This is a genomic window from Microbacterium sp. CCH5-D1 (genome assembly GCF_001557335.1).
GTDB classification, from domain to species: domain Bacteria; phylum Actinomycetota; class Actinomycetes; order Actinomycetales; family Microbacteriaceae; genus Microbacterium; species Microbacterium oxydans.
This window is the reverse complement of record NZ_LSJW01000188.1, coordinates 16,331-39,910: the sequence shown is the minus strand read 5'-3', so window position 1 is coordinate 39,910 and position 23,580 is coordinate 16,331. Positions and strand designations below refer to the sequence as shown.

Sequence of the window (23,580 nt, the reverse complement as noted above, 5' to 3'; positions counted from 1 at the left end):
TGTTCGACGTGTCGACGGCCGGGGGCATCGGCGGCAGCGACCGCCAGTTCCAGACGACGGTGCTGTTCCTGTGGGAGCTGGCGTTCTTCCGGCGCAACCTGGGTGAAGCGTCGGCGGTCGCGATCCTGCTGTTCCTGCTGATCGTGCTCATCGGCGTGATCAACTTCCTCATCTCCCGACGCATCTCCACCGGGGATGCACCGAAGGGCCGCGCCGCCCGCCGCAGCGCGCGCACCGCCGGCGGCGCGGCTGCGACCGCAGCCGCAGCCTCAGCCGGCACGACGATCGCCATCACGACCGAGGAGAACGCGCGATGACCGCCACGCAGGCGCTGAGCGTCCCCGAGAAGATCCGCCGGCGCCGTGCCGCCACCGGAGGCACGGCCGGCATCGGCAGCCGCCCCGGCTTCCTCACCTATGGCCTCCTCGCTGCCTTCATCATCGGCAGCGTGTATCCGCTGTGGTGGTCGGTCGTGGTCGCGAGCGGCACCAACGCGACGCGCGGGGAGACGCTGCCCCTCATCCCCGGCGGCAACTTCTTCACCAACGCCGCCAAGGTGTTCGACGCGATCCCGTTCTGGCTGGCGCTGGGCAATTCGTTCCTCATCTCGGGCATCATCACCGTCTCGGTGGTCACGTTCTCGACGCTCGCCGGATACGCGTTCGCCAAACTGCGCTTCAAGGGGCGCGACGGACTCATGGTGTTCGTGATCGCGACGATGGCCATCCCGACGCAGCTGGGCATCATCCCGCTGTTCATGCTGATGCGCGAGCTGGGCTGGACCGGCTCGATCGGCGCCGTCATCGTGCCGACTCTCGTCACGGCATTCGGTGTCTTCTTCATGCGCCAGTACCTGGTGGACGTGATCCCCGACGAGCTGATCGAGGCTGCGCGCATGGACGGCGCGAACCAGTTCCGCACGTTCCTGACCGTCGGGCTCCCCGCGGCCCGGCCCGCCATGGCGATCCTCGGCCTCTTCACCTTCATGACGGCGTGGACCGACTACCTGTGGCCGCTGATCGTGCTCTCCCCCCAGAACCCGACCCTGCAGACGGCGCTCAGCCAGCTGCAGTCGGGGTATTACATCGACTACTCGATCGTGCTCGCCGGAGCGGTGCTCGCGACCCTTCCGCTGCTCGTGCTCTTCGTGGTCGCGGGTCGGCAGCTGGTCAGTGGCATCATGGCTGGCGCGGTGAAAGGATGACCCCTATGACCCGCTCCTTCCCCGAGAACTTCCTCTTCGGTGCAGCCACGGCCGCGTACCAGATCGAAGGGGCGGCGTTCGAGGACGGGCGCACCGCATCGATCTGGGATGCGTTCTCGCGTGAGCCGGGCGCCGTGATCGGAGCGGAGAACGGCGACGTCGCGTGCGATCACTACCATCGGTACCCGCAGGATGTCGCGCTCATGAAGCGGCTCGGCCTGCAGACCTACCGGTTCTCCACCTCGTGGTCCCGGGTGCGTCCTGACGGCGGAGCGGTGAACGCCACAGGCGTCGACTTCTACGAGCGCCTGGTCGACGAACTGCTCGCCGCCGACATCCTGCCCTGGCTGACGCTGTACCACTGGGACATGCCGCAGGCGCTGCAGGAGGTCGGGGGATGGACGAACCGCGACACCGTCGACCGCTTCCTGGAGTACGCGGGGACCATGCACGATGCGCTCGGCGACCGGGTGAACGTCTGGACCACGCTGAACGAGCCGTGGTGCTCATCGTTCCTCTCCTACACGGCGGGTGAGCACGCGCCGGGGCACACCAGCATCGCGGAGGGGCTGCTCGCCGCGCACCACCTGCTGCTCGCGCACGGCAAGACGGTGCAGGAGCTGCGGGGGCGCGATGCCTCGCTCAATCTCGGCATCACGCTCAACCACACCGTCGCCGATCCTGCCGACCCGCAGAACCCGGCCGACGTCGACGCCGCCCGCCGCGTGGACGGACAGTTCAACCGCTGGTTCCTCGACCCGATCTACCGCGGCACCTATCCGGCCGACATCGTCGAGGACATCCGTGCGGTGGACGTTGAAGCCGTCGCGACGTTCGAAGCGGCTGTGCACGACGGCGACCTCGATACGATCGCGCAGCCCATCGACACCCAGGGCGTGAACTACTACCACGGCGACTTCGTCTCGGGCACGGCACCGACCGAGGAACCCGTTTCGGCCGAGCCCGACACCGAGCGCGTGCGCCGCAGCCCGTATCCGTCGAGTGCGGGCATCCACGCGGTCGAGCGAGGTCTGCCCCGCACGGCGCAGAACTGGGAGGTGCAGCCCGAGGGGCTCACCCGTGTGCTGCAGCGGGTCTGGACGGAGTACGCCGAGCCCGCGGGAACGGTGCTCTACATGACCGAGAACGGCGCGGCCTACGACGACGTCGTGGTGGTCGAAGACGGCGAGCCACGCGTGCACGATGCCGACCGGGCCGAGTTCCTCCGGCTGCACCTGGGTGCCGTGCTCGACGCGGCGGAGGCGGGTGTCGACGTGCGCGGCTACTTCTACTGGTCGCTGTTCGACAACTTCGAGTGGGCCTGGGGCTACGACAAGCGCTTCGGCATCGTGCGCGTCGACTATGACACGCAGGAGCGCACCCTCAAGGACTCCGCCCACGAGTACACCCGCATCATCGCCGCTCGCGCGCTCTGAGCCGGGCGCCGGGGATAGTCTGACGGCATGACGCGTGTGTGGCTCACGCCGTGGGAGTGGGCGTGCTGCGGAGACCCGTTCGAGATCGGCGGCGAGGTCGACTTCGGGATCCGGTCGCGTGATCCGGAGGGTCTGGTCGACGAGCTGGGGGCGGAACTGGCTGGCACCGTCGATGCGCTGGAGTCGCATCACGAAGAGGAGCACGCGGATCGGGTTCGCGGCAGAGTCGTCGCGGTGCATGAGGTCAGTCGGGAGGTGGTCGAGCGCAGGTTCGAGCACTTCGTGGACCCATTCGCCCGGGCCCGGACCGCCGGTAGGCTGCAGCTTCCGAATGGCGTGTCCGCGGGGGCGAGATTCTCGCGGCAAGGGTCCAGCATCGAACGGGTGCCCGGCACGACCCGCCTGTCTCCCGTCGGCGGACTACCGGTCGCGGCCGTCGAGTATCACGGGCCGTCGACCCGACCCGCTGACGCCGAGGATTCGCCGGTCGAGGAGCGGCGACGTCAACGGATCGGTTGGCTCGTCGACGTCGACGAGCTCCAGCCCGCCCCTCGAATCGCGTGAATGGTTCGATCCGCGGTCGAGATGCGACCATTTGCGCGATTCGAAGCGAGATGGCCGCGTGACCGGTGAGAATAGGGCGATGGAAGAGGATGTGCGTTGATGTCGCCCCGAGCGACCATCGAAGAGGTGGCGTCGGCTGCCGGTGTCTCCCGCTCCACCGTGTCGCGGGTCGTGAACGGGTCGACGGCCGTGAGTCCCGAGGCCCTCGCCGCCGTGCGCGCAGCCATCGACGAGCTCAACTACGTGCCCAACCGTGCGGCACGCTCACTCGCGTCGCGTCAGACGCACGCCATCGCGCTGATCGTTCCGGAGGACACCACGCGCTTCTTCGGGGACCCGTTCTTCGCTGCGATCGTCGCGGGCATCACCGGGGCGCTGGGCGGCTCGGACTACCTGCTCAACCTGCTGATCGCGAGCGATGACCCCGGCGACAAGATGACCAGCTTCGTGCGCAACGGCGGAGTCGACGGCGCGCTCATCGTGTCGCACCACACGAGCGATGCGTTCGTCGATCGGATAGCGGATGCGGTGCCCGTCGTGTTCGGCGGACGCCCTGTGCGTCGAAACGAAGGCGACTACGTCGTCGACGTCGACAACGTCGCGGGGGCGAGGAATGCCACCCAGCGATTGATCGACATCGGTCGCACGCGCATCGCCACGATCTCGGGTCCGCTCACGATGGTCGCCTCCGAGGATCGCGTACAGGGCTTCCGGGCCGCTCTCACCGGTGCGGGGCTCACCCCGTACGCGGAGGAAGAGGGCGACTACAGCGAGAGCAGCGGGGCAGAGGCCGCGAGGCGCTTGCTCGACGGGGGCCGACCTGATGCGATCTTCGTCGCGAGCGACCTGATGGCCCGCGGTGCGCTGACAGCCCTGCGCTCGGCCGGACTGCGGGTGCCGGAGGACATCGCGCTGGTCGGCTTCGACGACTCTTCGGTCGCCGTCACGACGGACCCGCCGCTCACCACGATGCGCCAGCCGATGTACGCGCAGGGTGAGGCCATGGCGCGGGTGCTGCTGTCACGTCTCGCGGGCGAGAATCCGCCGACCACGACGATCCTTCCGACCGAGCTGGTCGTCCGCGGCTCCGCCTGAGCGCCGCGCGGCCGTCAACGAGGGGAAGGACACGGCTGCGGCCCTGGCGCCCCCTCCGGGCCAGGCCCACAGCCGTGCGTCTGAGGGCTCAGTCGACGAGCGAACTGAGCAGATCACCGCCGAACAGGGAGAAGGCGGTGATGCCGGCCGAGAGCAGCAGCACCGCGGCGGTGCCGGCCACGGCGAAGACGGAGATCCCGCGACGTCCCAGCCGCTGACCGCGGAGGCCGATCGAGACGCCGGCCCTGGCGGCGAGGCCCCCGGCGTCGTCGCGATACAGCTCGGTGCGTGCGGTGAAGCGCCGGTGGAACTCCTCGGCCAGGGTGACGGCGGCCGCCATGGTCTCGGCCCGATCGAACCGTGTGCGCGACGGCAGGTAGACGTACAGGCGATCGGAGACGAGCTCGATCTCGGCACCGGAACCGAGGTCGAGCACCCGGGCCATCAGGTCGGGGGTGAAGATGTACAGGGCGTCCTGCTGATACCCCTCGGGAACGATGAGACGGAACGTCTTCGCGAAATCCCCCTCCAACTCCATGCGGGCTGCTCCGCGTCCGAGTCCGAGCGTGGGGACGATGCTGTGCTTCCGGTTCGCCAGCACGATGTGCGGGACGGATGCGGGCAGCGGCAGCTCGATGAAGGCGAACGGGCGCTGGATCGTCGCGCGCTCCTGCCCACGCGAGACCGAATGGTGCATGCCCAGCTCGAACGGCATCCGCGCGTCATCGCAGGCGATGACCGCTCGTTCGCGACCGTGCACGACTCTGGTGAAAGCCGCGCCGGGGCGGCGGGTGCGCTCGAGGAGGTCGGCGTACGCCCAGCCGTTCTGCCACGCGAATGCGGCGATCTTCACCCGACGACTCAGGCCCACCGCCCACCAGAGGAAGCCGACGGCGGCGAGCGCCGTGTACCCGATGACGAAGATCCCGAGGATCGGCGCGACCGTGAGGATGTCGCCGCGCCCGAGGAACCACAGCCCTGTCAGCATCGCGACGGCGAACAGCAGCACAGCCACCAGGATCACGAGGAATCGGCGGTGCGGCGGGATCCCGCAGATGCGCTCGTAGGTCAGGATGTCGCGGAGGCCGGCGCTTCGTCGCAGCGGTTCCAGGTCGACGGCTACAGGCTCCATGACAGTGTCGCCCACGGCCCGTTGCGCTTCTCCGTCGCAGCGGCCTTGAAGTCGGACCAGCCGTCTCCGAACTTCTCGAACGACTTCTCGTCGACGTTGCCGTCCGACCAGTGCATGACGCGACCCACGATGTAGCTCAGCCCGAAGTCGGCCCACGACTCGAAGGCCGGGCGGCCGTCGACGTTGATGCGGTGGATGATCGCCCGCGCTTCGTCGACATCGGCGTGCCCGAGCGCGACGCCCCACGTGGCCATCGCCACGGCCTGCCCGATCCCGTAGCCGTCGAGGGTCTTCACGAACAGGTCGGGCGTGACGATGTCCTTGCCGACGCGCTTGCGCACCTGTGCCTCCGCGTACTCGATCGAGGTGACGAAGGTGCGGGCGTCGCGCTTGTCCCCGCCCTCCTGCACGATCGCGGCGAGCCATTCCTTCGCCTTCGGGGCGCGGCCCAGACGCTGAGCGAGTTCGGTGCGCACGGCGAGGTAGAGCACCCACACCTCGCGGCGTCGACGCACGGTGCTGAGGCGCTCGATGTTGGCCAGCCACTCCTCGCGCGTGTGCACACCCCACTGGTCGACGAGCACCTTCTTCTCGCGGTCGCCGAGGAGCGAGGCCGTCGGATCGTTCCAGTGCCCGGAGGGGAGGTTGACGATCTGCAGGAAGCCGAGCGCGATCTCGTCGGCCTCCGCGCCAGTGGTGGAATACTCCGGCGACGCCTTGACCTTCGCGTCGGGGAGGATCCAGGTCACGAGGAAGAACAGCGCGATGACGCCGACGATCGCCCAGGCCCACCACTGACCGACGAGCCACTCGAAGATCGAGGTGATGCTGTTGAAGTCGACGCTCGCGAAAGAGTGCATTGAGGCTCCTGGGAGGGGGTGAATCCGCGCCTGTTCATAGATTGAACAAACATTCAGTGAGTAATCTATACGGCGGGGGGCGATTCGGAAAGACAGGCCGGCGGGACTCAGGAGGTGGATGCCGATGGCACGCTCCGACGAGCAGAACCGGGTGGCCAGGGAGCGCGCCAGGGAGAACATCCTGCAGGCGGCGATCGAGGCGTTCAGCGAGCGAGGCGTCGCGGGGGCGAGCATCGCCGAGATCACGAAGCGGGCCGGCGTCGCGCAGGGCCTCGTGAACTATCACTTCGGCGGCAAGGAGCAGCTCGTCGCCGCCGTGATCGACCGGTGGTTCGAGACCGTGCTCGGGTTCGCCCGTGTCGAAGGCACGCCGGATGAGATGCTCGCCGCGGTGATCGACGGCGCCCTCACCGCGACGGCGTATGCCATACCCCTGCAGCGGGCCGTGCTCGCGATGCAGCAGCAGCCGGCCACGCATCGGCTCTTCGCGGAGTCGGAGGCGCGGCACGAGGTGGGCGCCACCGCGGCGGAGGACGCGGTCCGCGACCTGTTCCGCGCGCGCGGGGCTGAGGACCCGGCGCTGGAAGAGGTCATGCTGCGCAGCACCATCGAGGGCGTCTTCGTGAAGTCCGCCGTCTTCGGCGAGACCTATCCGCTCGAAGAGGCGCGACGGTGGATGTTCCGTCGATACGGACTGCCGGAGCCCACCGCTCCCATCGCGCCCCCGGCTCCGCTCCGCGACGGCGAACCGCGGCCGCGGGCGACAGCGGCTCTGCGTCCGGATGAAGCTGTGCCGAACCCGCGCCGCTGATGCCGCGGCAGCCAGCGGGGCCCGGTCGAGAACGACCGGGCCCCGCTGGCTCCGGCGGTGCGGAGCGTGTCAGTTGCCGTAGAGGGAGACGACGCCGGCGGTGTCGACGCTCGTCATGGACAGGTCGTCAGAGGAGCCGTTGCACTGCGGGTAGTGCATGATCGACGAGGAGTCGTACGGCGTCAGCGGACGCCAGTTGTTGTCCTCGAAGCAGGTGCCGGCCTCCGGGCGGGTGTGCTCGTGGCGGAAGCCGAGAACGTGGCCGAGCTCATGTCCGAGGACGTTCGTCGGGGTCCAGGATGACCCGGGCGTCCAGATCGAGTCGTCGATGAGCACGTTCTGCAGACGCGGTGCCGTGCTCGGGAAGAACGCCCTGGCGATGTACTGCGTCGTCTGCACCGGCTCGACCGAGAACAGGACGGCGTTGTTACGCGTCGTGCAGTTGGCGTCGGCGCTGCTGTCGTAGATGAAGTTCACCTTCGACGACGCGGCCTCCCACAGCGCGGCGCCGCTCTCCATCGCGTTGACCACGTCGGCGTGACGAGCACCGAAAGCGGTGCTGACGCAGTACGTGAGGTTGCCCACCTGGGTGCTCGACCACTTGTCGTCGATGTTGTTGACCGTGTTCACGATCAGGCCGTTGGTCACGGGGTCGGCGCCGAGGAGCTGCTCGTAGAACGATCGCAGCTCGCCCTGGTTGGAGATCACCTCGTCTCCGTTGACGACGTAGGCGCCGTCGACGTCTCGATAGGTCGACGCCTCGAACTCCTGGAAGGTGGGGATGTCGTCGGCGTCGGGCGTGGAGTTGGCGGCAGCGGGGATGACCGTGCCGAGGCAGAGCGCAGCAGCCGCGGTAGCGGCGAACGCCAGTTTTCTCGTGAGTCGCAAAGTAGTAGTCCTTTTCGATCTGAACGATTCCGCGCACCCCCTCGGTACGCGGCCTCCGGGTGGACAGGGGAGCAGCTCTGCGTCCCGATCCGTCCGAAGTCCGCTCACGGTAAGCACCGCTTTCACGGGATGGCAAGGCATTTCCCGGCACGTTCACAGATTTATGCACTCAGGTCAGAAATACCGAACACTGTTCTGGTCGAAGGTGCTGCCAGGAGCCGCGAGAGGTCAGGGGTCAGGCATGACCCATGCGGGCGAAGGCGCCGAGCACGCTCCGTTCGGATGCCGTGAGGTATCGCTCCAGCTCTTCCGCGGCCGCCTCGGGACCCCTCTCGAGGAGGGCTGTGAGCACCGCACGGTTCCGACGGACGAATGGCTCATGCAGGGACCGCGGCTCGTCGATCTCGAGGAAGACGAGCCGCAGTTCGGCGGCGACGTCGCGGTAGGTGCGGGCCAGGCGCGCGCTGTCGGCGAGGGCGACGATCGCATCGTGGAAGGCCATGTTGGCGCTGCCGATGCGCCGCCAGTCCTCGTGCGGCAGCTGCTCCTCGGCCTCGGCGAGGGCGTCGTGCATGAGCTGTACGGCGGGGTGCTCCGGCTCCGACTGGCGCAGGGCCGTGCATTCGATCACGCGGCGGGCGCGGTAGATGTCGATCACGTCGGCGATGGTGGGGGAGGCCACCGAGACGCCACGGTGCGGGATGTGCTCGACGAGGCCCTGCTCCGCGAGGACGCGGAACGCTTCGCGAAGGGTGTTGCGCGAGACGTCGAACTGCTCGGCGAGGGCAGACTCCGAAAGGCGGGACCCCGGCGCGAAGTCGCCGTCGATGATGCGCTGACGAAGCACGTCGGCGAGCGGACCCTGCTGGTTCATGCCTTCATCGTAGGCGTCGGTGCACGGGGGTCGTCGCCGATCGGGTACCGGAAATCACACGACGGCAACCGTTCTGTAGCGCGGCCGTAACATGATTGTTGAACAATCGGGTTCTATCCGTTCTACACTGGGGGTCACCCGACACCCACCAACGACGATGGGAATCCCCCTCCATGTCTGAGCAGACCACTGCCTCCCTCTCGCCGGAAGACGAAGCCCGCCTCTCCTCCGCGAAGAAGCGCGCCGGGCGCAGCGCCGTCATCGGCGCGATCTTCCTCATGGCCACCAGTGCCATCGGTCCCGGCTTCATCACGCAGACCGCCACGTTCACGGCGACGATGGGCGCGGCGTTCGCATTCGCGATCCTCGTCTCGATCCTCGTCGACATCGCGGTGCAGCTGAACATCTGGCGCATGATCACCTCTTCCGGAAAGCGCGCGGGTGAACTCGCCAACAGCGCCATCCCGTTCTCCGGGCATCTGATCGCGGTGCTCGTCGTGATCGGCGGGCTGGCCTTCAACATCGGGAACATCGCCGGTGGAGGTCTCGGCCTGAACGCGCTGCTCGGCATCGACGCGAAGCTCGGCGGGATCATCACCGCAGTCCTCGCGATCATCATCTTCCTCGTGAAGAAGGCCGGCCCCGTGATGGACGTCGTGCTCGTGGTGCTCGGCATCGGCATGATCGTCATGACCGTGGTCGTGGCCGTGATCGCGCAGCCGCCGATCGGCGAGGCGCTGCGTCAGACCTTCGTGCCCGATGAGCTCAACTTCGCCACCATCACCACGATCGTCGGCGGAACCGTCGGCGGATACATCACCTACTCCGGCGCCCACCGCTACCTCGACTCGGGTCACACGGGTCCGGAGCACGCCGGCCCCGTGATGCGCGCGGCGACCAACGGCATCCTCGTGACGGGCATCATGCGCTACGTGCTGTTCCTCGCGATCCTCGGCGTCGTGGCCTCCGGCGTCACCCTCGACCTCTCTGGTCAGGGTGCGAACCCGGCCGGTCAGGCGTTCGGCGCGGTGCTCGGCGACGCAGGCCTGCGCATCTTCGGTGCGATCTTCTGGGCCGCGGCGATCAGCTCGGTCATCGGCGCCGCGTACACCTCTGCGACCTTCCTCTCCACGTTCACGAAGAAGCTCAAGGGCGGATGGCCGCTGCAGCTCGCGACCGTCGCGTTCATCGTCGTGTCTCTGGCGGTGTACCTGTCGATCGGCACGGCCCCGGCTGCGATCCTCGTCTTCGTCGGCGGCTTCAACGGCCTGATCCTGCCGATCGGACTCACGGTGTTTATGTACATCGGCTGGTTCCGGCGCGATCTGCTCGGCTCGAAGAAGTACCCGATGTGGCTGCTCGTCGCCGGTACGCTCGTGACGCTGCTCACCTGGTACATGGGGATCGTGTCGATCGGTCCCATCTTCGCCTTCCTCGGAATCGGAGCGTGATCGCATGACGTCGATCGACCTGAACTCGGACCTCGGCGAGAACGTCGCCGACCGGATCGTCAGCGACGACGAGAGCATGCTGCGGCTGGTCACGAGCGCGAACGTGTCGTGCGGCTTCCACGCCGGGAGCCCGGAGGGCATCCGAGAGACGCTCGCGGCCGCGGTGCAGGGCGGCGTCGTGATCGGTGCGCACCCCGGCTACCGTGACTACGAGAACTTCGGACGGACGAAGGTCGACATCGACTCGGCCGCACTGCAGGCGCACGTCGAGTACCAGCTCGGTGCGCTCATGGGTCTGGCCTCGGCGGTCGGCGGCAGGGTGTCGTACGTCAAGCCTCACGGCGCGCTGTACAACACGATCGCGCGTGACGAACGGCAGTCGAAGGATGTCGTCGCGGCCATCAGGGCGATCGACCCGAAGCTCGTGCTGCTGGGGCTCTCCGGTGGTGTCGTGCTCGACGTCGCCCAGCGGGCAGGACTCGAGGTCGCGGCCGAGGCCTTCGCCGATCGCGCCTATCAGCCGGACGGCCAGCTCGTCTCCCGCGCCGAGGAGGGGGCCGTGCTGCACGACCCCGCCGAAGTCGCCGAGCGCATGGTGCGCCTCGCCGCCGACGGCGTGATCCGCGCGATCGACGGCACCGATGTACCCGTGGTCGCGCAGTCGATCTGCGTGCACGGCGACAGCCCGGGGTCTGTGGCGATGGCGGCGGAGACCAGACGGATGCTGCAGGATGCGGGCATCACGATCGCCCCGTTCGCGGGAGCCTGACGTGTCCGTCCTCGCCTCCGCCGCTCAGCTCGCCGATGCTCGCAGAGCGCGGGCCGCCATCCGTGCCGGGCATGCCGAGCCGACCAGTGGCGTCGCGGTCGGGCTGACGCAGGCGAACCTGATCGCGGTGCCGGCCGACTGGGCTTTCGAGACGCTGCTGTTCGCCCAGCGCAACCCGAAGCCGTGCCCCGTGCTGGAGGTCATCGAGCAGGGTCAGGTGGAGTCTCGGCTCGCGCCCGGCAGCGACATCCGCACCGACATCGGCCGGTATCGCGTCTGGCGCGACGGCGAGCTGGCGGAGGAGGTCGGCGACGCGAGAGCGGCCTGGGCCGAGCACCCTGATCTGGTCGCCTTCCTCATCGGATGCAGCTTCACCTTCGAATCCGGGCTCGTGCAGGCCGGCATCCCGATCCGGCATCAGGAGCTCGGACGCAACGTGCCGATGTACCGCACCGATGCGGCGTGCGCTCCCGCGGGACGACTGCGCGGCGAGATGGTCGTGTCGATGCGCCCCATCCCCGCGTCCCGGGTGGCGGACGCGGTGCAGATCTCCGGGCGGACTCCCGCTGTGCACGGTGCTCCCGTCCACATCGGCGACCCGGCCTCGCTCGGCATCGACGACCTGGCGCATCCGGACTTCGGTGACGCCCCCGAGGTGCGCGACGGCGAGGTCCCGGTGTTCTGGGCGTGCGGTGTCACTCCGCAGGCGGCGATCATGGCCTCGAAGCCGCCGTTCGCCATCACGCACGCTCCGGGCTACATGTTCATCACCGATGTTCCCGATGCGGAGTATCTCGTCTGATGCGCATCCTCACCGCATCCGATCACGCCCTGCTCGTCGAGGCGGCCGACCTCGACGAGGCGATGCGCCTGAACCTCGCCTGGGACGGACTGCCCGGAGTCCTCGAGCGCATCCCCGGCGCCAGGACCGTCCTGGTGCGTTTCGACCCCGTCCGCATCTCCGCGGATGATCTGAGCACCGTGCTGGAGGCGACGGAGGTCGATGCGGCGCACCTCCCGGCGACCGGCGATGCCGTCATCCCCGTGCGGTACGACGGTGAAGACCTCGACGAGGCGGCGTCGCTGCTGGGCGTGTCGGCGGAAGCGCTCGTCAACAGGCATCTCGCTGCCGATTGGCGGGTCGCGTTCTCCGGGTTCGCCCCCGGCTTCGGGTACGTGGTGAGCAGCGATCCGCTGTTCGATGTGCCGCGCCGCTCGTCGCCGCGTACGCGCGTGCCCGCCGGCTCGGTCGCGCTCGCCGGACAGTTCACCGGAGTGTACCCCCGCGAGAGCCCGGGCGGATGGCAGCTGATCGGTCGCACGGATGCCGTGATGTGGGACATCGACCGCACGCCGCCTGCGCTGCTGGCGCCCGGCGCGACCGTGCGCTTCAAGCCCGTGCGGGAAACCGCTCGGCTGGCAGATGGTCATCCAGGCCGAAACGGAGATGACCCGGCGCGGCCTGGGCGCGTCGCGGCGCAACACGCGGCGTCGGCTGCGGACGGTCTGGGTTTCGGCACTGATGCCGCGGTCGAGGTGGTCCGCCCGTCGCTGCAGCTGCTGGTGCAGGATGGGGGTCGCCCCGGCTATGCGGCGCTCGGGGTCTCGGCATCGGGGGCGGCCGACCGTCGGGCGATGCGCGATGCCAACCGGGCTGTGGGCAACGCGACCGATGCCGCGGTGCTTGAGAGCGTCGGGGGAACGGTCCTGCGGTTCCGGGGTGCCGGTGTCGCGGCGGTCACCGGTGCTCTCGGTGCGCTCACCCTGCAGGACGCCGAGGGGCGCGAGCGCTCTGTCGCACACGGTGAACCCTTCGCCACGGTCGACGGCGATCACCTCACTCTCGGGCACCCCGAACGCGGACTGCGCTACGTCGTCGCCGTCCGTGGGGGCCTGGACGCGGCGCCGGCGCTGGGAAGTCGCGCGGCGGACACGCTCGCCGGTCTCGGCCCGGAAAGGCTCGGAGCCGGTGCCGTCATCCGGGTCGGCGACGCCGGCGTGCATCCCGTCGAGCCCGATGCCCTTCCGCGCGATCTGCCGGCCCCCGGCGAACTCATCGAGCTCGAGATCACGCTCGGTCCGCGCGACGACTGGTTCACGGCGTCGGCACTCGCCACCCTCACCGACCAGGAGTGGACGGTCACGCCACGGTCCGATCGCGTCGGCATCCGCCTGCACGGTGAGGTGCCTCTGGAACGTGCGCGCGTGGGCGAACTCGCGAGCGAGGGTGCCGTCACCGGTGCGATCCAGGTGCCGCCCGACGGACAGCCGGTCCTGTTCCTCCCCGACCATCCGCTCACCGGGGGATACCCCATCATCGGTGCGCTCACGGATCGCAGCCTCGACCTCGCGGGTCAGCTGGCTCCGGGAGTGCGTCTTCGTCTCACCGTCAAGGAGCCCTCATGACCACGGCGTCACCCACGCAGAAGGTGCTGATCGCGAATCGCGGAGAGATCGCGGTTCGTGTGATCCGTGCCTGCGCTGAAGCCGGATACACCTCGGTCGCGGTCTATGCGGATCAGGATGCCGATGCCCTGCACGTGCGCCTGGCCGACGAGGCCGTGGGGCTGGGCGGCTCCACGGCGGCCGAGACGTACCTGTCCGTCGACGCGCTGCTCGCGGCCGCGCGGCGGTCAGGGGCGACTGCCGTGCACCCCGGATACGGATTCCTGTCGGAGAGCGCGGGCTTCGCCCGTGCCGTGGAGGATGCGGGGCTGGTCTGGATCGGACCGACCCCCGAGAGCATCGACGCGCTCGGCGACAAGATGACGGCCCGCCGCATCGCCCAGCAGGTCGGCGCACCGCTCGCCGCCGGCACCGACGAGCCTCTGGCAGGGCCCGCGGAGGCGGTGGCGTTCGCCGAGGAACATGGCCTCCCGATCGCGATCAAGGCCGCGTTCGGCGGCGGCGGACGCGGGCTCAAGGTGGTGCGTGAGCTTTCCGAGGTCGCGGGGGCCTTCGACGCGGCCACTCGCGAGGCGGTCGCGGCTTTCGGCCGAGGAGAGTGCTTCGTGGAGCGCTTCCTCGAGAGCCCGCGCCACATCGAGGTGCAGGTGCTCGGCGACGGACTCGGCGGTGTCGTGGTGGTCGGCGACCGCGACTGCTCGATGCAGCGCCGCAATCAGAAGCTGATCGAGGAGGCGCCTGCTCCCGGGCTCTCCGTCGAGCAGCGTGCGCGGTTCCACGATGCAGCGCGCTCGATCTGCGGTGAGGTGCAGTACCGCGGGGCGGGCACCGTGGAGTTCCTGCTCGCCGCCGACGGCACCATCTCGTTCCTCGAGGTGAACACCCGGCTGCAGGTGGAGCATCCGGTCACCGAAGAAGTCACCGGAACCGACCTCGTGTGCGAGCAGTTCCGCATCGCCTTCGGGGAGGGACCGTCGTTCGTCGAGACGCCCACACCCGTCGGGCATGCCTTCGAGTTCCGCATCAATGCCGAAGACCCCGGGCGCGGATTCCTGCCGAGCCCCGGTCGTGTCGAGAGGCTGCGGATCCCCGGCGGCCCTGGCGTGCGCTGGGACAGCGGCATCGAAGAGGGCGACGTCGTGCAGCCGGCCTTCGACTCGATGATCGCCAAGCTGATCGTGCACGCCGACTCCCGCGATGCCGCCATCGTGCGGGCCCGCCGGGCGCTGCGGGAGCTCACGGTCGATGGACCGGCCACCGTCATCCCGTTCGACGTGATGGCGCTCGACGAGCAGGCGTTCGCCACGGCGACCTTCGCGGTGCACACCCAGTGGATCGAGAAGGCGCTGCTGCCGAAGCTCGAGACTCAGTCGCGACCTGCAGCGGTGCCGGAAGACGTGCTGCAGCGCTTCCCGGTCGAGATCGACGGTCGACGTGTGATGCTCGGGATCCCCGCCGGATTGTTGTCGGGCCTCGGTCGTCCCGTCGACCCTGCGGCCGCAGCACCCACGACCGATCCGAGTGAGCTGCGCTCGCCGGTTCCCGGCACTCTCGTGCGGTGGCTCGTCGACGACGGCGCCGAGGTCACGGAGGGCGAACCCGTCGCGGTGCTCGACGCCATGAAGATGGAGACCACGGTGAACGCGCACCGGACCGGGACCCTGTCCCATCGTGCCGAGGTCGCGGAGATGGTGTCGGCGGATCAGGTTCTCGGGGCCATCGGCTGAGCGCTCCACGGCGAACGCAGAGATCCCGGATGCCTCAGGAGAGGCATCCGGGATCGTCGTCTGTGGCGCTGGCCTACTCGGGATCGCCGCCGAGCGGACCGACCGCCTCCAAGGGCTTGGGGTCGTCGGCGCCTGTCTTGCGCAGGCGGGCGATGAGGTTGCCCAGGTGGTAGATCAGGATCGCAGCGACGGTGGCGATGACGATGCCGCCCAACTCGAAGCCGGATGCCTCGTCCTTGATCATGAAGCCTCCGACGGCCATGATAAGCGCGACAGCTGCCGTGTACTGGTTGACCGGGCGCGAGAAGTCGACCCGGTTGTCGACCCAGATCTTGATGCCGATGACGCCGATCAGGCCGTAGAGCGCCGTGGTCACGCCGCCGAGCACTCCCGCGGGCACCGAGTTGATGACCTCGCCGAACTTGGGGGAGAGGCTGAGGAGGATAGCGGCCGCGCCGGCCACCCAGTACGCGGCGGTCGAGTAGACGCGGGTGGATGCCATCACGCCGATGTTCTCGCCGTAGGTCGTCGTGCCCGAACCGCCGAAGAATCCCGCGAGCGTGGTGGAGACGCCGTCTGCGATCAGGGCCTTGCCGGTCTGCTGGTTCACGGTCGTGTCACCCGTCATGGTCGCGACGCCGCGCACGTGTCCGACGTTCTCGGCGATCAGGACCAGGACCACGGGAAGGAACATCGCGAGCGCGGTGAGGGTGCCGGGCTCGGTGAAGTTCGGGAAGTGGAAGGTGGGAAGGCCCACCCAGTCGGCCTTCTCGACGGCCGAGAAGTCGAGCTCTCCCCGGAACGCCGCGAAGATGTAGCCGGCGATCACGCCGAGGAAGATCGAGATGCGGCCCAGGAATCCGCGGAAGACGACGGCGAAGAGGATGGTGATGGCGAGCGTGAAAGTCGCCGTCACGGGCGCTGCCGCGTAGTTGTTGTGCGCGGCACCGGCGAGGTTGAACCCGATGAGGGCGACGATCGTGCCGGCGAGGACCGGCGGCAGGAAGCGGTCGACCCACTTCACCCCGACCGTGTGCACCACGACCCCGATGATCGCCAGCAGTATGCCGACCGCGACGATCCCGGCCAGGGCCGTGCCCATGTTCGCGGTGGCGGTGGCGGCGGTCACGGGCGCGATGAAGGCGAACGACGAACCGAGGTAGCTGGGCAGCTTGTTGCGTGTGACCAGCAGGAACAGGATCGTTCCTACACCGCTGAAGAGAAGCGTGGTGGCGACCGGGAACCCGGTGATGATCGGCACCAGGAACGTGGCCCCGAACATCGCCACGACATGCTGGAGTCCGATCGCGATCGTCGCGGGCCAGTTCAGGCGCTCGTCGGGACGGACGACGGCGCCGGGCTCGACCGTGCGGCCGTTTCCGTGCAGCTTCCACAGGGCCATGCGGGCTCCTCAGGTTCGGGGGATGGCAGGAGTGCCGGAGCAACACTACCGATTCCTGAGTTTTCACTGAACGTCTTCTACCATGGTAGACGGCGAGGTAGAATGGTAGACATGAGCCTGAACATCAAGAACGAGACGACGCATGAGCTGGTGCGCCGGCTCGCGGCGCTCACCGGGCAGAGTCAGACCAGTGCGGTGGAAGATGCCGTTCGGCGGCGCCTCGCCGAGTTGGAGGAGCAGCGCTCGGGCGAAGAAGAGGAGCGCCGTCGCCGTATCCGTGCGGTGATCCGCCGGGCGCAGCAGATTCCCTCCACCGGACGCACGACCGAGGAGATCATGGACGAGCTCTACGACGAGACGGGTATGCCGCGTTGATCGTCGATTCCTCGGCCCTCGTGGCTGTCTTGATGGCTGAGCCCGAAGCTGCCGAGATGAGCGAACTGTTGGAGGAGGGTCCCTTCTCACTGTCCGCGGCCACGCTCACGGAGTGCATGATCGTGCTCCGCGGCAAGGGAGGCGAGGCGAAGGTGCTCGCGCTGGACGAGCTTTTGGAAGCGACGGGTGCGACCGTCGTTCCGCTCGACGAGGCCCAGGCGCGTCTGGCGGCCAGTGCGTTCGTCAGATTCGGACGCGGTTCCGGGCGCGCGGCTCGGCTGAACTACGGCGACTGCTTCTCTTATGCGCTCGCGATCAGTCGCGACGAGCCTCTGCTCTTCAAGGGTGACGACTTCATCCACACAGACGTGCGCCGGGTGGAGCTGAGCTGAGTCGTCAGGCCTGAAGCGTCAGGCGCCGAGGCGCTCGATCAGCTCGCGGTAGCGGTCGGCGGTGCGCTCGACCACGTCGTCCGGGAGCAGGGGTGGCTCGCCCTCCTGGTCCCAGTTGGCGGCGAGCCAGTCGCGCACGATCTGCTTGTCGAAGCTCGCCATCCGCGCGCTCGGTGTGGTGCCGGTGCGCCAGGCCTCGGCATCCCAGTAGCGGGACGAATCGCTCGTGAGCACCTCGTCGGCCAGGCGCAGCGTGCCGTCGGCGTCCGTGCCGAACTCGAACTTGGTGTCGGCGAGGATCAGACCCTTCTCCTCGGCGATGGCGGCCGCAGCCGTGTAGATGGCAAGGGAGGTGTCGCGCAGCTCGGCCGCGTGCTCGGGGCCGACGAGCTCGACCGCGCGCTCGAACGTGATGTTCTCATCGTGTTCGCCCATCGGGGCCTTGTATGCCGGAGTGAAGAGAGGTTCGGGCAGTCGGTCGCCGTTCTGCAGGCCGGCCGGCAGCGGGATGCCGCACACCGTCCCGCTCTCCCGATACTCCGCCCATCCGGAACCGGTGATGTAACCGCGTACGACGCACTCGATCGGCAGCATCTCGAGCGACTGGGCGAGCATCGCGCGATCCGCCACGGCCTCTGGCAGCTCGCCCTCGGCGATGTGGTTGGGGAAGTCGGAGAGCTGCGCGAACCACCAGCGGCTCAGTCGCGTCAGCAGGGCGCCCTTGTCGGTGATACCGGGGGAGAGGACGAAGTCGAAGGCGCTCACCCGGTCGGAGGCGACGACGAGGATGCGCGTATCCGCCGGATCCTCGGAGGCGTACAGGTCGCGGACCTTGCCCGAGTAGATGTGCCGCCAGCCGGGAATGCTCTGTGCCGTGCCTTCTGAAGGTGTGCTCACCCGCCCATTATCCCGGTTCCCTCGCGATGCTCTCGCCCGCGCTCCTTCGCGACCCATGCTCCGCGCCGACACCCATCCCCGCACACGCCGGGGGGCGTGGGTCTCGACGGAGAGCATGGGTCTCGGTGAGAAGTTCGACCCCGTCTGTTCAAGGGGCGGAAACAGGCGTATAGTCCACATGGACTATTTGAGGTGGGACATGAAGAAGGATGCGGTCGACCGGCTCACTCCCATGGGGGTGATGGTGCTCGCGCTGCTGCGCGAAGGCGACATGCACCCCTATGAGATGGTGCGTCTCATGCGGGCGCGCCATGATGATCGCCTGCTCACGATCACCAACGGGACGCTGTACCACACGGTGTCCCGGCTGCACCGCGCCGGCCTGATCGACGAACTCGGCATCGACCGCGAGGGAAATCGGCCCGAGCGGACGACCTACTCCTTGACGGAGACCGGACGTGAGGCCGTCGTGACGTGGGTGCAGCGTGAGCTGCCCCGCATCGATCACCCGGCCGACTTCCGCATCGCGCTCGCCGAGGCGCACAACCTCGAGCGCCCGGAGGTCATGGACCTCCTGCGCGCGAGGCGCGTCGCGCTCGTCGAGGATCACGCTCGCCACCGCGACGGGCTCGGCAACGCGAGGGAGAAGCACGTGCCCGAGCAGGTGCTGGTCGAGATCGAGCGTCAGGAAGCTCTGCTGGCGGCCGAGCTCCGCTGGCTCGACTCCCTCCTCGATCGTCTCGAAGCCCGTGTCCTGCCGTGGGGTCCCACGGCATTCCAGAACTCAGACCGCTACCGCGCTCAGCGAAAGGCTGCACAGCAATGACAGATATCCCTCGCGACGGAGACCGCCCGCCGGTCTCCGCGCCCTCCACCTCCGGTCCGTCGACCGGTACCTACTCGGTCGGGCACAAGCCCGCGAGCCCCTGGCCCGCCCTCTGGGCGCTGGTCATCGGGTTCTTCATGATCCTGGTCGACACCACGATCGTCTCGGTCGCGAACCCGGCGATCAAGGCCGCCCTCGACCCCAACACGAACAACCTCGACAACGTCGTGTGGGTCACGAGCGCCTACCTGCTCGCGTATGCGGTGCCGCTGTTGATCACCGGGCGCCTGGGTGACCGCTTCGGCCCGAAGAACATCTACCTCATCGGCCTCGCGGTGTTCACCCTCGCCTCGCTGTGGTGCGGGCTGTCCGATTCGCTCGAGATGCTCATCGCCGCACGTGCCGTGCAGGGTCTCGGCGCCGCTTTCATGACCCCGCAGACCATGGCCGTGATCACCCGCACCTTCCCGCCCGAACGTCGAGGCGCGGCGATGGGCCTGTGGGGTGCGACCGCCGGTGTCGCCACGCTCGTCGGTCCGCTCGTGGGTGGTCTGCTCGTGGACGGCTTCGGCTGGGAGTGGATCTTCTTCGTGAACATCCCGGTCGGCATCGTCGCCTTCGTGCTCGCTTGGCGCCTGGTCCCGAAGCTGGCCACGCACCCGCACCGCTTCGACATCGTGGGTGTGGTGCTCAGCGCCGTGGCGCTGTTCCTCATCGTGTTCGGACTCCAGGAAGGCGAGAAATTCGATTGGGGCGTGATCTGGGGCCCGATCTCGGTGTGGAGCCTGATCATCGCCGGACTCGTCGTGCTCGGGTTGTTCATCTTCCAGCAGGCGAAGACACGCAGTGAACCTCTCGTTCCGCTCGAACTGTTCCGCGACCGCAACTTCTCCGGAGCGAACGTGGCCATCGCCGCCGTGGGCTTCACCGTGACGAGCATGTCGCTGCCGATGATGTTCTTCCTGCAGACCGCGCGGGGGCTCACCCCGACGGAGGCGGCGCTGCTCCTCATCCCGATGGCGGTGCTGTCGGGAGTGCTCGCTCCGGTCGCGGGCAAGATCCTCGACCGCGTGGACCCGCGCATCATCCTCATCCCCGGGCTGCTCTGCGTCGCCGCCGCACTGATCTGGTACTCCGCTCTGATCAACATGGACACCCCGATCTGGATGTTCCTGCTGCCCTCTGCGCTGATGGGTATCGGCAACGCCGGCATGTGGGGTCCGCTCGCCACGACCGCGACGCGCAAGCTGCCCCCGCGCCAGGCGGGTGCAGGTGCCGGCATCTACAACACCACCAGGACCATCGGATCGGTGATCGGGTCGGCCTCCATCGCCGCGTTCATGCAGTCCCGTCTCGAAGCGAACCTTCCGGGGCTCGCTGACGCACCGGCGGGCATCTCCACCGGGGGTGCACTGCCGCCGCAGGTGGCGGACGGGTTCGCTGCGGGAATGTCGCAGGCGATCCTGCTGCCGGCGTGCGTCATGGCGGTCGCGCTCATCGCCTCGCTGTTCCTCGGTCGTTACGACAAGACGGAGGCGGCAGCGCCCGCATCCGCGCGCACCGAGTAGTCGAACCAGGGGAGGGGCCGTGTCCGTCGGTTTGCGGATGCCGCCCCTTTCTGGTGTCATCGGGCGATGACGATCGCACTCTCTCGACCGAACATCGACCTCTTCGACTCCTGGGCCGCCGCAGTCGCCGAGTTCGAGGGTGGACACGTCGACGGGGGCGGTCTCGAGAAGGGCTTCGTGCCGGACCGGGCCGCTTTCGAGGCGTTCGTCGAGCGTGCAGAGCTCTACGCCACACCTGGCGCGGTGCTCCCGGAGGGGCACGTGCCCTGCGACTACTACTGGATCACCGAGGGCGATCAGGTGGTCGGCTTCCTCTCCTTCCGCCGAGAGCTCAACGACTACCTGCGTCGCTTCGGCGGCCACATCGGTTACTCGGTGATCCCTTCCCGTCGCCGCGAAGGGATCGTTCGCGAGGCGATGCGGCAGGTGCTCCGCCAGGCGAAGGCGGAGGGCTACGAACGGGTCATGCTCACCTGTGACGACGACAACGTCGGGTCCATCCGCACCATCGAGGGAGCCGGTGGCGAGCTCGAAGACGTGATCGAGGCACCGCAGGCGGGGCAGCCTCTCGTCCGCCGGTATTGGATCGACGTTTCGGGCACCCGACTCGCCGCGAGCTAGGGTAGTTCCTCGGCGGTCGTCCGGTCGCTGCTGTCGACCCGAGGAGCACACGTCGTGATCCGAAATCCATCCACCGCGGCTGGCCGTCTGCGCCGATCGGTGCGCACCGCCGGCGCAGCCGCACTCGTCGCCTTCGTCGGCGTCGGGGCGCTCCTCGCCGGTGCCGCCCCCGCCGCCGCAGCGAACGACGGCGACAAGTACGTCATCGGCACCGACACGACGTTCGCGCCGTTCGAGTTCACGAATGCCGACGGCGACCTCGTCGGCATCGACATGGACCTGCTCCGCGCGATCGCGAAGGACCAGGGGTTCGAGGTCGAGATCCGCCAGCTCGGATTCGACGCCGCCGTCCAGGCGCTGCAGTCGAACCAGGTCGATGCGGTCATGGCCGGCATGTCGATCACCGAGGAGCGGCAGAAGACGTTCGACTTCAGCGAGCCCTACTTCACCAGCGGCATCCAGCTCGGCGTGCTCGAGTCGAGCGACATCACGTCGCTCGACGACCTCGACGGCAAGGCCGTCGCGGTCAAGACCGGTACGCAGGGGCAGACCTTCGCCGACGAGAACAAGGACGAGTACGGGTTCAAGGTCACCCCGTACCAGGACACGACCGACATGGTCGACGCGGTGAAGGCCGGCCAGGCGGTCGGCTACTTCGAGGACTTCCCGGTGCTGGCATACGGCATCCAGCAGGGCTCCGGCTTCCGCCTCGTGGGTCAGCCCGAGCTCGGCGGCGAGTACGGATTCGCGGTCAACAAGGGGCAGAAGCCCGAGCTGATCGAGATGTTCAACGCCGGGCTCGCGAACCTGAAGGCTTCAGGGGAGTACGACAAGATCGTCGACACCTACCTGTCGGGTGGCGAGGAGTCCACGCAGCCGACCGACATCTTCTCCGTCGCGGTGAAGTACTGGCCGGCTCTCATGGAGGGCCTGTGGCTCACGATCCTCGCGACGATCGTCGCCATCGTGGCCGCGTTCATCCTGGGGCTCATCTTCGGCTTCGGACGGGTCTCGAAGTTCGCGCCGTTCCGCTGGGTCGCGACCGCCTACGTGTACGTCTTCCGCGGCACTCCGATCCTCATCCAGGCGTTCTTCGTGTTCTTCGCGATCCCGCAGCTGTTCCCCGGCCTCACCTTCAACCCGTTCGTCGCCGGAGCGATCACGCTCTCGCTCAACACGGGTGCCTACATGACCGAGATCATCCGCGGTGGCATCCAGGCGGTCGACCCCGGCCAGAACGAGGCCTCGCGTTCGCTGGGTCTGAGCCACTGGAAGACCATGCAGAAGGTCGTGCTCCCGCAGGCGTTCCGCATCATGGTGCCCTCGTTCGTCAACCAGGGCATCATCACCCTCAAGGACACGTCGCTGATCAGCGTCATCGGCCTCGCCGAGCTGACGTTCGTCTCCCGCCAGATCATCGCCTCGACGTATCTGTCGGCGCAGGTGCTGACGATCGTCGCCATCATCTACTTCGTCGTGATCACGCTGCTGACGCTGCTCGCGAACCGCCTGGAGAGGACGTTCAACGCATGAGCAAGATCCTGGTGCAGGACCTGCACAAGTCGTTCGGTGACAACGAGGTGCTCAAGGGCATCGATCTGGCCGTGGAGGATGGCGAGGTCGTCGCGGTCATCGGCCCGTCCGGCTCGGGGAAGTCCACGCTGCTGCGCTGCCTGAACAAGCTCGAGGAGCCCACGTCGGGGCACGTCATCATCGATGGCGTCGACCTGACGGACAAGAGCGTGAAGCTCGATGAGGTGCGCCAGCGCATCGGCATGGTGTTCCAGCACTTCAACCTCTTCCCGCACATGACCGTGCTCGAGAACATCACTCTCGCCCCGGTCGAGTGCGGCAAGCTGACCAAGGCCGAGGCGAAGGAGCGGGCGCTCTCGCTCCTCGAGCGTGTCGGCCTGTCGGAGAAGGCGGGCGCGAAGCCGGCATCCCTCTCCGGCGGTCAGAAGCAGCGCGTGGCGATCGCCCGTGCGCTGGCGATGGACCCCGAGATCATGCTGTTCGACGAGGCGACGAGCGCGCTCGACCCGGAGATGGTCGGCGAGGTGCTCCAGGTCATCCGCGACCTCGCCTCCGGCGGCATGACCATGGTGCTGGTGACGCACGAGATGGGCTTCGCGCGTGAGGTCTCCGGCCGCACGGTCTTCATGGACGGCGGCGTCGTGGTGGAGGAGGCCCCGCCCGCCGAGCTGTTCGGCGCCCCCAAGAACGAGCGTCTGAAGGACTTCCTCTCCAAGGTGCTCTGACGCCCTTCCTCGTCACCAATCGCG

General features: G+C 68.2%; 23 protein-coding genes and 1 pseudogene. 18 read left to right on the top strand and 6 right to left on the bottom strand.

Annotation, left to right across the window (positions count from 1 at the left end):
* The 5 genes and pseudogenes from AX744_RS20710 to AX744_RS11440 all read left to right on the top strand — a co-directional run.
* Positions 1–317: pseudogene (locus AX744_RS20710) on the top strand (sugar ABC transporter permease); the annotation flags it as partial.
* The gene (locus AX744_RS11455) at positions 314–1,204 is read left to right on the top strand and encodes a carbohydrate ABC transporter permease (RefSeq protein ID WP_046746820.1); all 891 of its coding nucleotides are present in this window, start codon (positions 314–316) and stop codon (positions 1,202–1,204) included. The pseudogene AX744_RS20710 and the gene AX744_RS11455, both read left to right, overlap by 4 nt.
* Positions 1,205–1,209: 5 nt before the next feature.
* Positions 1,210–2,640: a GH1 family beta-glucosidase gene (locus AX744_RS11450; RefSeq protein ID WP_197429220.1), complete on the top strand. Its 1,431-nt coding sequence runs from the start codon at positions 1,210–1,212 to the stop codon at positions 2,638–2,640.
* 27 nt (positions 2,641–2,667) lie between these two features.
* Positions 2,668–3,204, top strand: a complete 537-nt coding sequence (locus AX744_RS11445; protein ID WP_061016971.1) for a DUF6578 domain-containing protein — start codon at positions 2,668–2,670, stop codon at positions 3,202–3,204.
* A gap of 99 nt (positions 3,205–3,303) precedes the next feature.
* On the top strand, positions 3,304–4,299 hold the full coding sequence (locus AX744_RS11440; protein ID WP_058631612.1) for a LacI family DNA-binding transcriptional regulator: 996 nt from the start codon (positions 3,304–3,306) through the stop codon (positions 4,297–4,299).
* Positions 4,300–4,387: 88 nt separating this feature from the next.
* On the opposite strand, the gene AX744_RS11435 is transcribed toward AX744_RS11440, so the two are convergent.
* Together AX744_RS11435 and AX744_RS11430 are read right to left on the bottom strand one after the other, a co-directional pair.
* Complete coding sequence (locus AX744_RS11435; RefSeq protein WP_061016967.1) at positions 4,388–5,431, bottom strand: hypothetical protein; 1,044 nt, start codon at positions 5,429–5,431, stop codon at positions 4,388–4,390.
* Positions 5,419–6,291 (bottom strand): DUF1266 domain-containing protein, encoded by an 873-nt coding sequence (locus AX744_RS11430; RefSeq protein WP_061016965.1) that lies wholly within the window; start codon positions 6,289–6,291, stop codon positions 5,419–5,421. The genes AX744_RS11435 and AX744_RS11430 overlap by 13 nt, the downstream gene beginning before the upstream one ends.
* 124 nt (positions 6,292–6,415) lie before the next feature.
* On the opposite strand from AX744_RS11430, the gene AX744_RS11425 reads away from it, so the two are divergent.
* Positions 6,416–7,102: a TetR/AcrR family transcriptional regulator gene (locus tag AX744_RS11425; protein ID WP_082738499.1), complete on the top strand. Its 687-nt coding sequence runs from the start codon at positions 6,416–6,418 to the stop codon at positions 7,100–7,102.
* Between the two features lie 69 nt (positions 7,103–7,171).
* Here the strand turns inward: AX744_RS11425 and AX744_RS11420 are convergent, their stop codons facing one another.
* Both AX744_RS11420 and AX744_RS11415 read right to left on the bottom strand, forming a co-directional pair.
* Positions 7,172–7,990, bottom strand: a complete 819-nt coding sequence (locus AX744_RS11420) for a matrixin family metalloprotease (RefSeq protein ID WP_061016964.1) — start codon at positions 7,988–7,990, stop codon at positions 7,172–7,174.
* A gap of 235 nt (positions 7,991–8,225) precedes the next feature.
* A complete protein-coding gene (locus tag AX744_RS11415; RefSeq protein WP_061016961.1) occupies positions 8,226–8,864 on the bottom strand; it encodes a GntR family transcriptional regulator in 639 nt (212 codons plus the stop codon).
* 173 nt (positions 8,865–9,037) lie between these two features.
* Between AX744_RS11415 and AX744_RS11410 the strand changes: the two genes are divergently transcribed.
* Genes AX744_RS11410 through AX744_RS11390 form a run of 5 tightly spaced genes read left to right on the top strand, consistent with a single transcriptional unit; the run spans position 9,038 to position 15,217 of the window.
* Complete coding sequence (locus tag AX744_RS11410) at positions 9,038–10,315, top strand: NRAMP family divalent metal transporter (protein WP_046746828.1); 1,278 nt, start codon at positions 9,038–9,040, stop codon at positions 10,313–10,315.
* A 4-nt stretch (positions 10,316–10,319) separates the two neighbouring features.
* Positions 10,320–11,084 (top strand): LamB/YcsF family protein, encoded by a 765-nt coding sequence (locus AX744_RS11405; protein ID WP_061016959.1) that lies wholly within the window; start codon positions 10,320–10,322, stop codon positions 11,082–11,084.
* Position 11,085: 1 nt separating this feature from the next.
* Entirely contained in the window at positions 11,086–11,886 is an 801-nt protein-coding gene (locus AX744_RS11400) for a putative hydro-lyase (protein ID WP_046746830.1), read from the top strand.
* Positions 11,886–13,490, top strand: a complete 1,605-nt coding sequence (locus AX744_RS11395; RefSeq protein WP_061016957.1) for an urea amidolyase family protein — start codon at positions 11,886–11,888, stop codon at positions 13,488–13,490. Before AX744_RS11400 ends, AX744_RS11395 begins: the two co-directional genes overlap by 1 nt.
* Complete coding sequence (locus tag AX744_RS11390) at positions 13,487–15,217, top strand: acetyl/propionyl/methylcrotonyl-CoA carboxylase subunit alpha (protein ID WP_061016955.1); 1,731 nt, start codon at positions 13,487–13,489, stop codon at positions 15,215–15,217. Before AX744_RS11395 ends, AX744_RS11390 begins: the two co-directional genes overlap by 4 nt.
* A 73-nt stretch (positions 15,218–15,290) precedes the next feature.
* On the opposite strand, the gene AX744_RS11385 is transcribed toward AX744_RS11390, so the two are convergent.
* The gene (locus tag AX744_RS11385; RefSeq protein ID WP_061016953.1) at positions 15,291–16,619 is read right to left on the bottom strand and encodes a uracil-xanthine permease family protein; all 1,329 of its coding nucleotides are present in this window, start codon (positions 16,617–16,619) and stop codon (positions 15,291–15,293) included.
* Between the two features lie 111 nt (positions 16,620–16,730).
* Between AX744_RS11385 and AX744_RS20705 the strand changes: the two genes are divergently transcribed.
* Positions 16,731–16,994, top strand: a complete 264-nt coding sequence (locus tag AX744_RS20705; RefSeq protein WP_045262550.1) for a type II toxin-antitoxin system VapB family antitoxin — start codon at positions 16,731–16,733, stop codon at positions 16,992–16,994.
* Complete coding sequence (locus tag AX744_RS11375) at positions 16,991–17,386, top strand: type II toxin-antitoxin system VapC family toxin (RefSeq protein WP_061016951.1); 396 nt, start codon at positions 16,991–16,993, stop codon at positions 17,384–17,386. The genes AX744_RS20705 and AX744_RS11375 overlap by 4 nt, the downstream gene beginning before the upstream one ends.
* A gap of 18 nt (positions 17,387–17,404) precedes the next feature.
* Here the strand turns inward: AX744_RS11375 and AX744_RS11370 are convergent, their stop codons facing one another.
* Positions 17,405–18,283, bottom strand: coding sequence for a phosphoribosylaminoimidazolesuccinocarboxamide synthase (locus AX744_RS11370; protein WP_061016949.1), 879 nt, complete (start codon positions 18,281–18,283; stop codon positions 17,405–17,407).
* A 199-nt stretch (positions 18,284–18,482) separates the two neighbouring features.
* Between AX744_RS11370 and AX744_RS11365 the strand changes: the two genes are divergently transcribed.
* The 5 genes from AX744_RS11365 to AX744_RS11345 all read left to right on the top strand — a co-directional run bounded on the left by AX744_RS11365 (position 18,483) and on the right by AX744_RS11345 (position 23,556).
* Entirely contained in the window at positions 18,483–19,109 is a 627-nt protein-coding gene (locus tag AX744_RS11365) for a PadR family transcriptional regulator (RefSeq protein WP_046746836.1), read from the top strand.
* A complete protein-coding gene (locus AX744_RS11360) occupies positions 19,106–20,677 on the top strand; it encodes an MFS transporter (protein WP_046746837.1) in 1,572 nt (523 codons plus the stop codon). The genes AX744_RS11365 and AX744_RS11360 overlap by 4 nt, the downstream gene beginning before the upstream one ends.
* A gap of 66 nt (positions 20,678–20,743) precedes the next feature.
* Complete coding sequence (locus AX744_RS11355) at positions 20,744–21,298, top strand: GNAT family N-acetyltransferase (RefSeq protein WP_058631625.1); 555 nt, start codon at positions 20,744–20,746, stop codon at positions 21,296–21,298.
* A gap of 54 nt (positions 21,299–21,352) precedes the next feature.
* Entirely contained in the window at positions 21,353–22,831 is a 1,479-nt protein-coding gene (locus AX744_RS11350) for an amino acid ABC transporter substrate-binding protein/permease (protein ID WP_058631626.1), read from the top strand.
* Positions 22,828–23,556 (top strand): amino acid ABC transporter ATP-binding protein, encoded by a 729-nt coding sequence (locus tag AX744_RS11345; protein WP_058631627.1) that lies wholly within the window; start codon positions 22,828–22,830, stop codon positions 23,554–23,556. The genes AX744_RS11350 and AX744_RS11345 overlap by 4 nt, the downstream gene beginning before the upstream one ends.
* Positions 23,557–23,580 lie beyond the last annotated feature (24 nt).

Excerpts from the sequence above, each read along its gene's own strand:
- AX744_RS20705 (WP_045262550.1), top strand. The coding sequence starts at position 16,731 with ATGAGCCTGAACATCAAGAACGAGACGACGCATGAGCTGGTGCGCCGG.
- AX744_RS11365 (WP_046746836.1), top strand. The coding sequence starts at position 18,483 with ATGAAGAAGGATGCGGTCGACCGGCTCACTCCCATGGGGGTGATGGTG.
- AX744_RS11345 (WP_058631627.1), top strand. The coding sequence starts at position 22,828 with ATGAGCAAGATCCTGGTGCAGGACCTGCACAAGTCGTTCGGTGACAAC.
- AX744_RS11445 (WP_061016971.1), top strand. The coding sequence starts at position 2,668 with ATGACGCGTGTGTGGCTCACGCCGTGGGAGTGGGCGTGCTGCGGAGAC.
- AX744_RS11360 (WP_046746837.1), top strand. The coding sequence starts at position 19,106 with ATGACAGATATCCCTCGCGACGGAGACCGCCCGCCGGTCTCCGCGCCC.
- AX744_RS11450 (WP_197429220.1), top strand. The coding sequence starts at position 1,210 with ATGACCCGCTCCTTCCCCGAGAACTTCCTCTTCGGTGCAGCCACGGCC.
- AX744_RS11395 (WP_061016957.1), top strand. The coding sequence starts at position 11,886 with ATGCGCATCCTCACCGCATCCGATCACGCCCTGCTCGTCGAGGCGGCC.
- AX744_RS11410 (WP_046746828.1), top strand. The coding sequence starts at position 9,038 with ATGTCTGAGCAGACCACTGCCTCCCTCTCGCCGGAAGACGAAGCCCGC.
- AX744_RS11455 (WP_046746820.1), top strand. The coding sequence starts at position 314 with ATGACCGCCACGCAGGCGCTGAGCGTCCCCGAGAAGATCCGCCGGCGC.
- AX744_RS11415 (WP_061016961.1), bottom strand. The coding sequence starts at position 8,864 with ATGAACCAGCAGGGTCCGCTCGCCGACGTGCTTCGTCAGCGCATCATC.
- AX744_RS11390 (WP_061016955.1), top strand. The coding sequence starts at position 13,487 with ATGACCACGGCGTCACCCACGCAGAAGGTGCTGATCGCGAATCGCGGA.
- AX744_RS11405 (WP_061016959.1), top strand. The coding sequence starts at position 10,320 with ATGACGTCGATCGACCTGAACTCGGACCTCGGCGAGAACGTCGCCGAC.
- AX744_RS11425 (WP_082738499.1), top strand. The coding sequence starts at position 6,416 with ATGGCACGCTCCGACGAGCAGAACCGGGTGGCCAGGGAGCGCGCCAGG.
- AX744_RS11355 (WP_058631625.1), top strand. The coding sequence starts at position 20,744 with ATGACGATCGCACTCTCTCGACCGAACATCGACCTCTTCGACTCCTGG.
- AX744_RS11430 (WP_061016965.1), bottom strand. The coding sequence starts at position 6,291 with ATGCACTCTTTCGCGAGCGTCGACTTCAACAGCATCACCTCGATCTTC.
- AX744_RS11440 (WP_058631612.1), top strand. The coding sequence starts at position 3,304 with ATGTCGCCCCGAGCGACCATCGAAGAGGTGGCGTCGGCTGCCGGTGTC.
- AX744_RS11435 (WP_061016967.1), bottom strand. The coding sequence starts at position 5,431 with ATGGAGCCTGTAGCCGTCGACCTGGAACCGCTGCGACGAAGCGCCGGC.
- AX744_RS11385 (WP_061016953.1), bottom strand. The coding sequence starts at position 16,619 with ATGGCCCTGTGGAAGCTGCACGGAAACGGCCGCACGGTCGAGCCCGGC.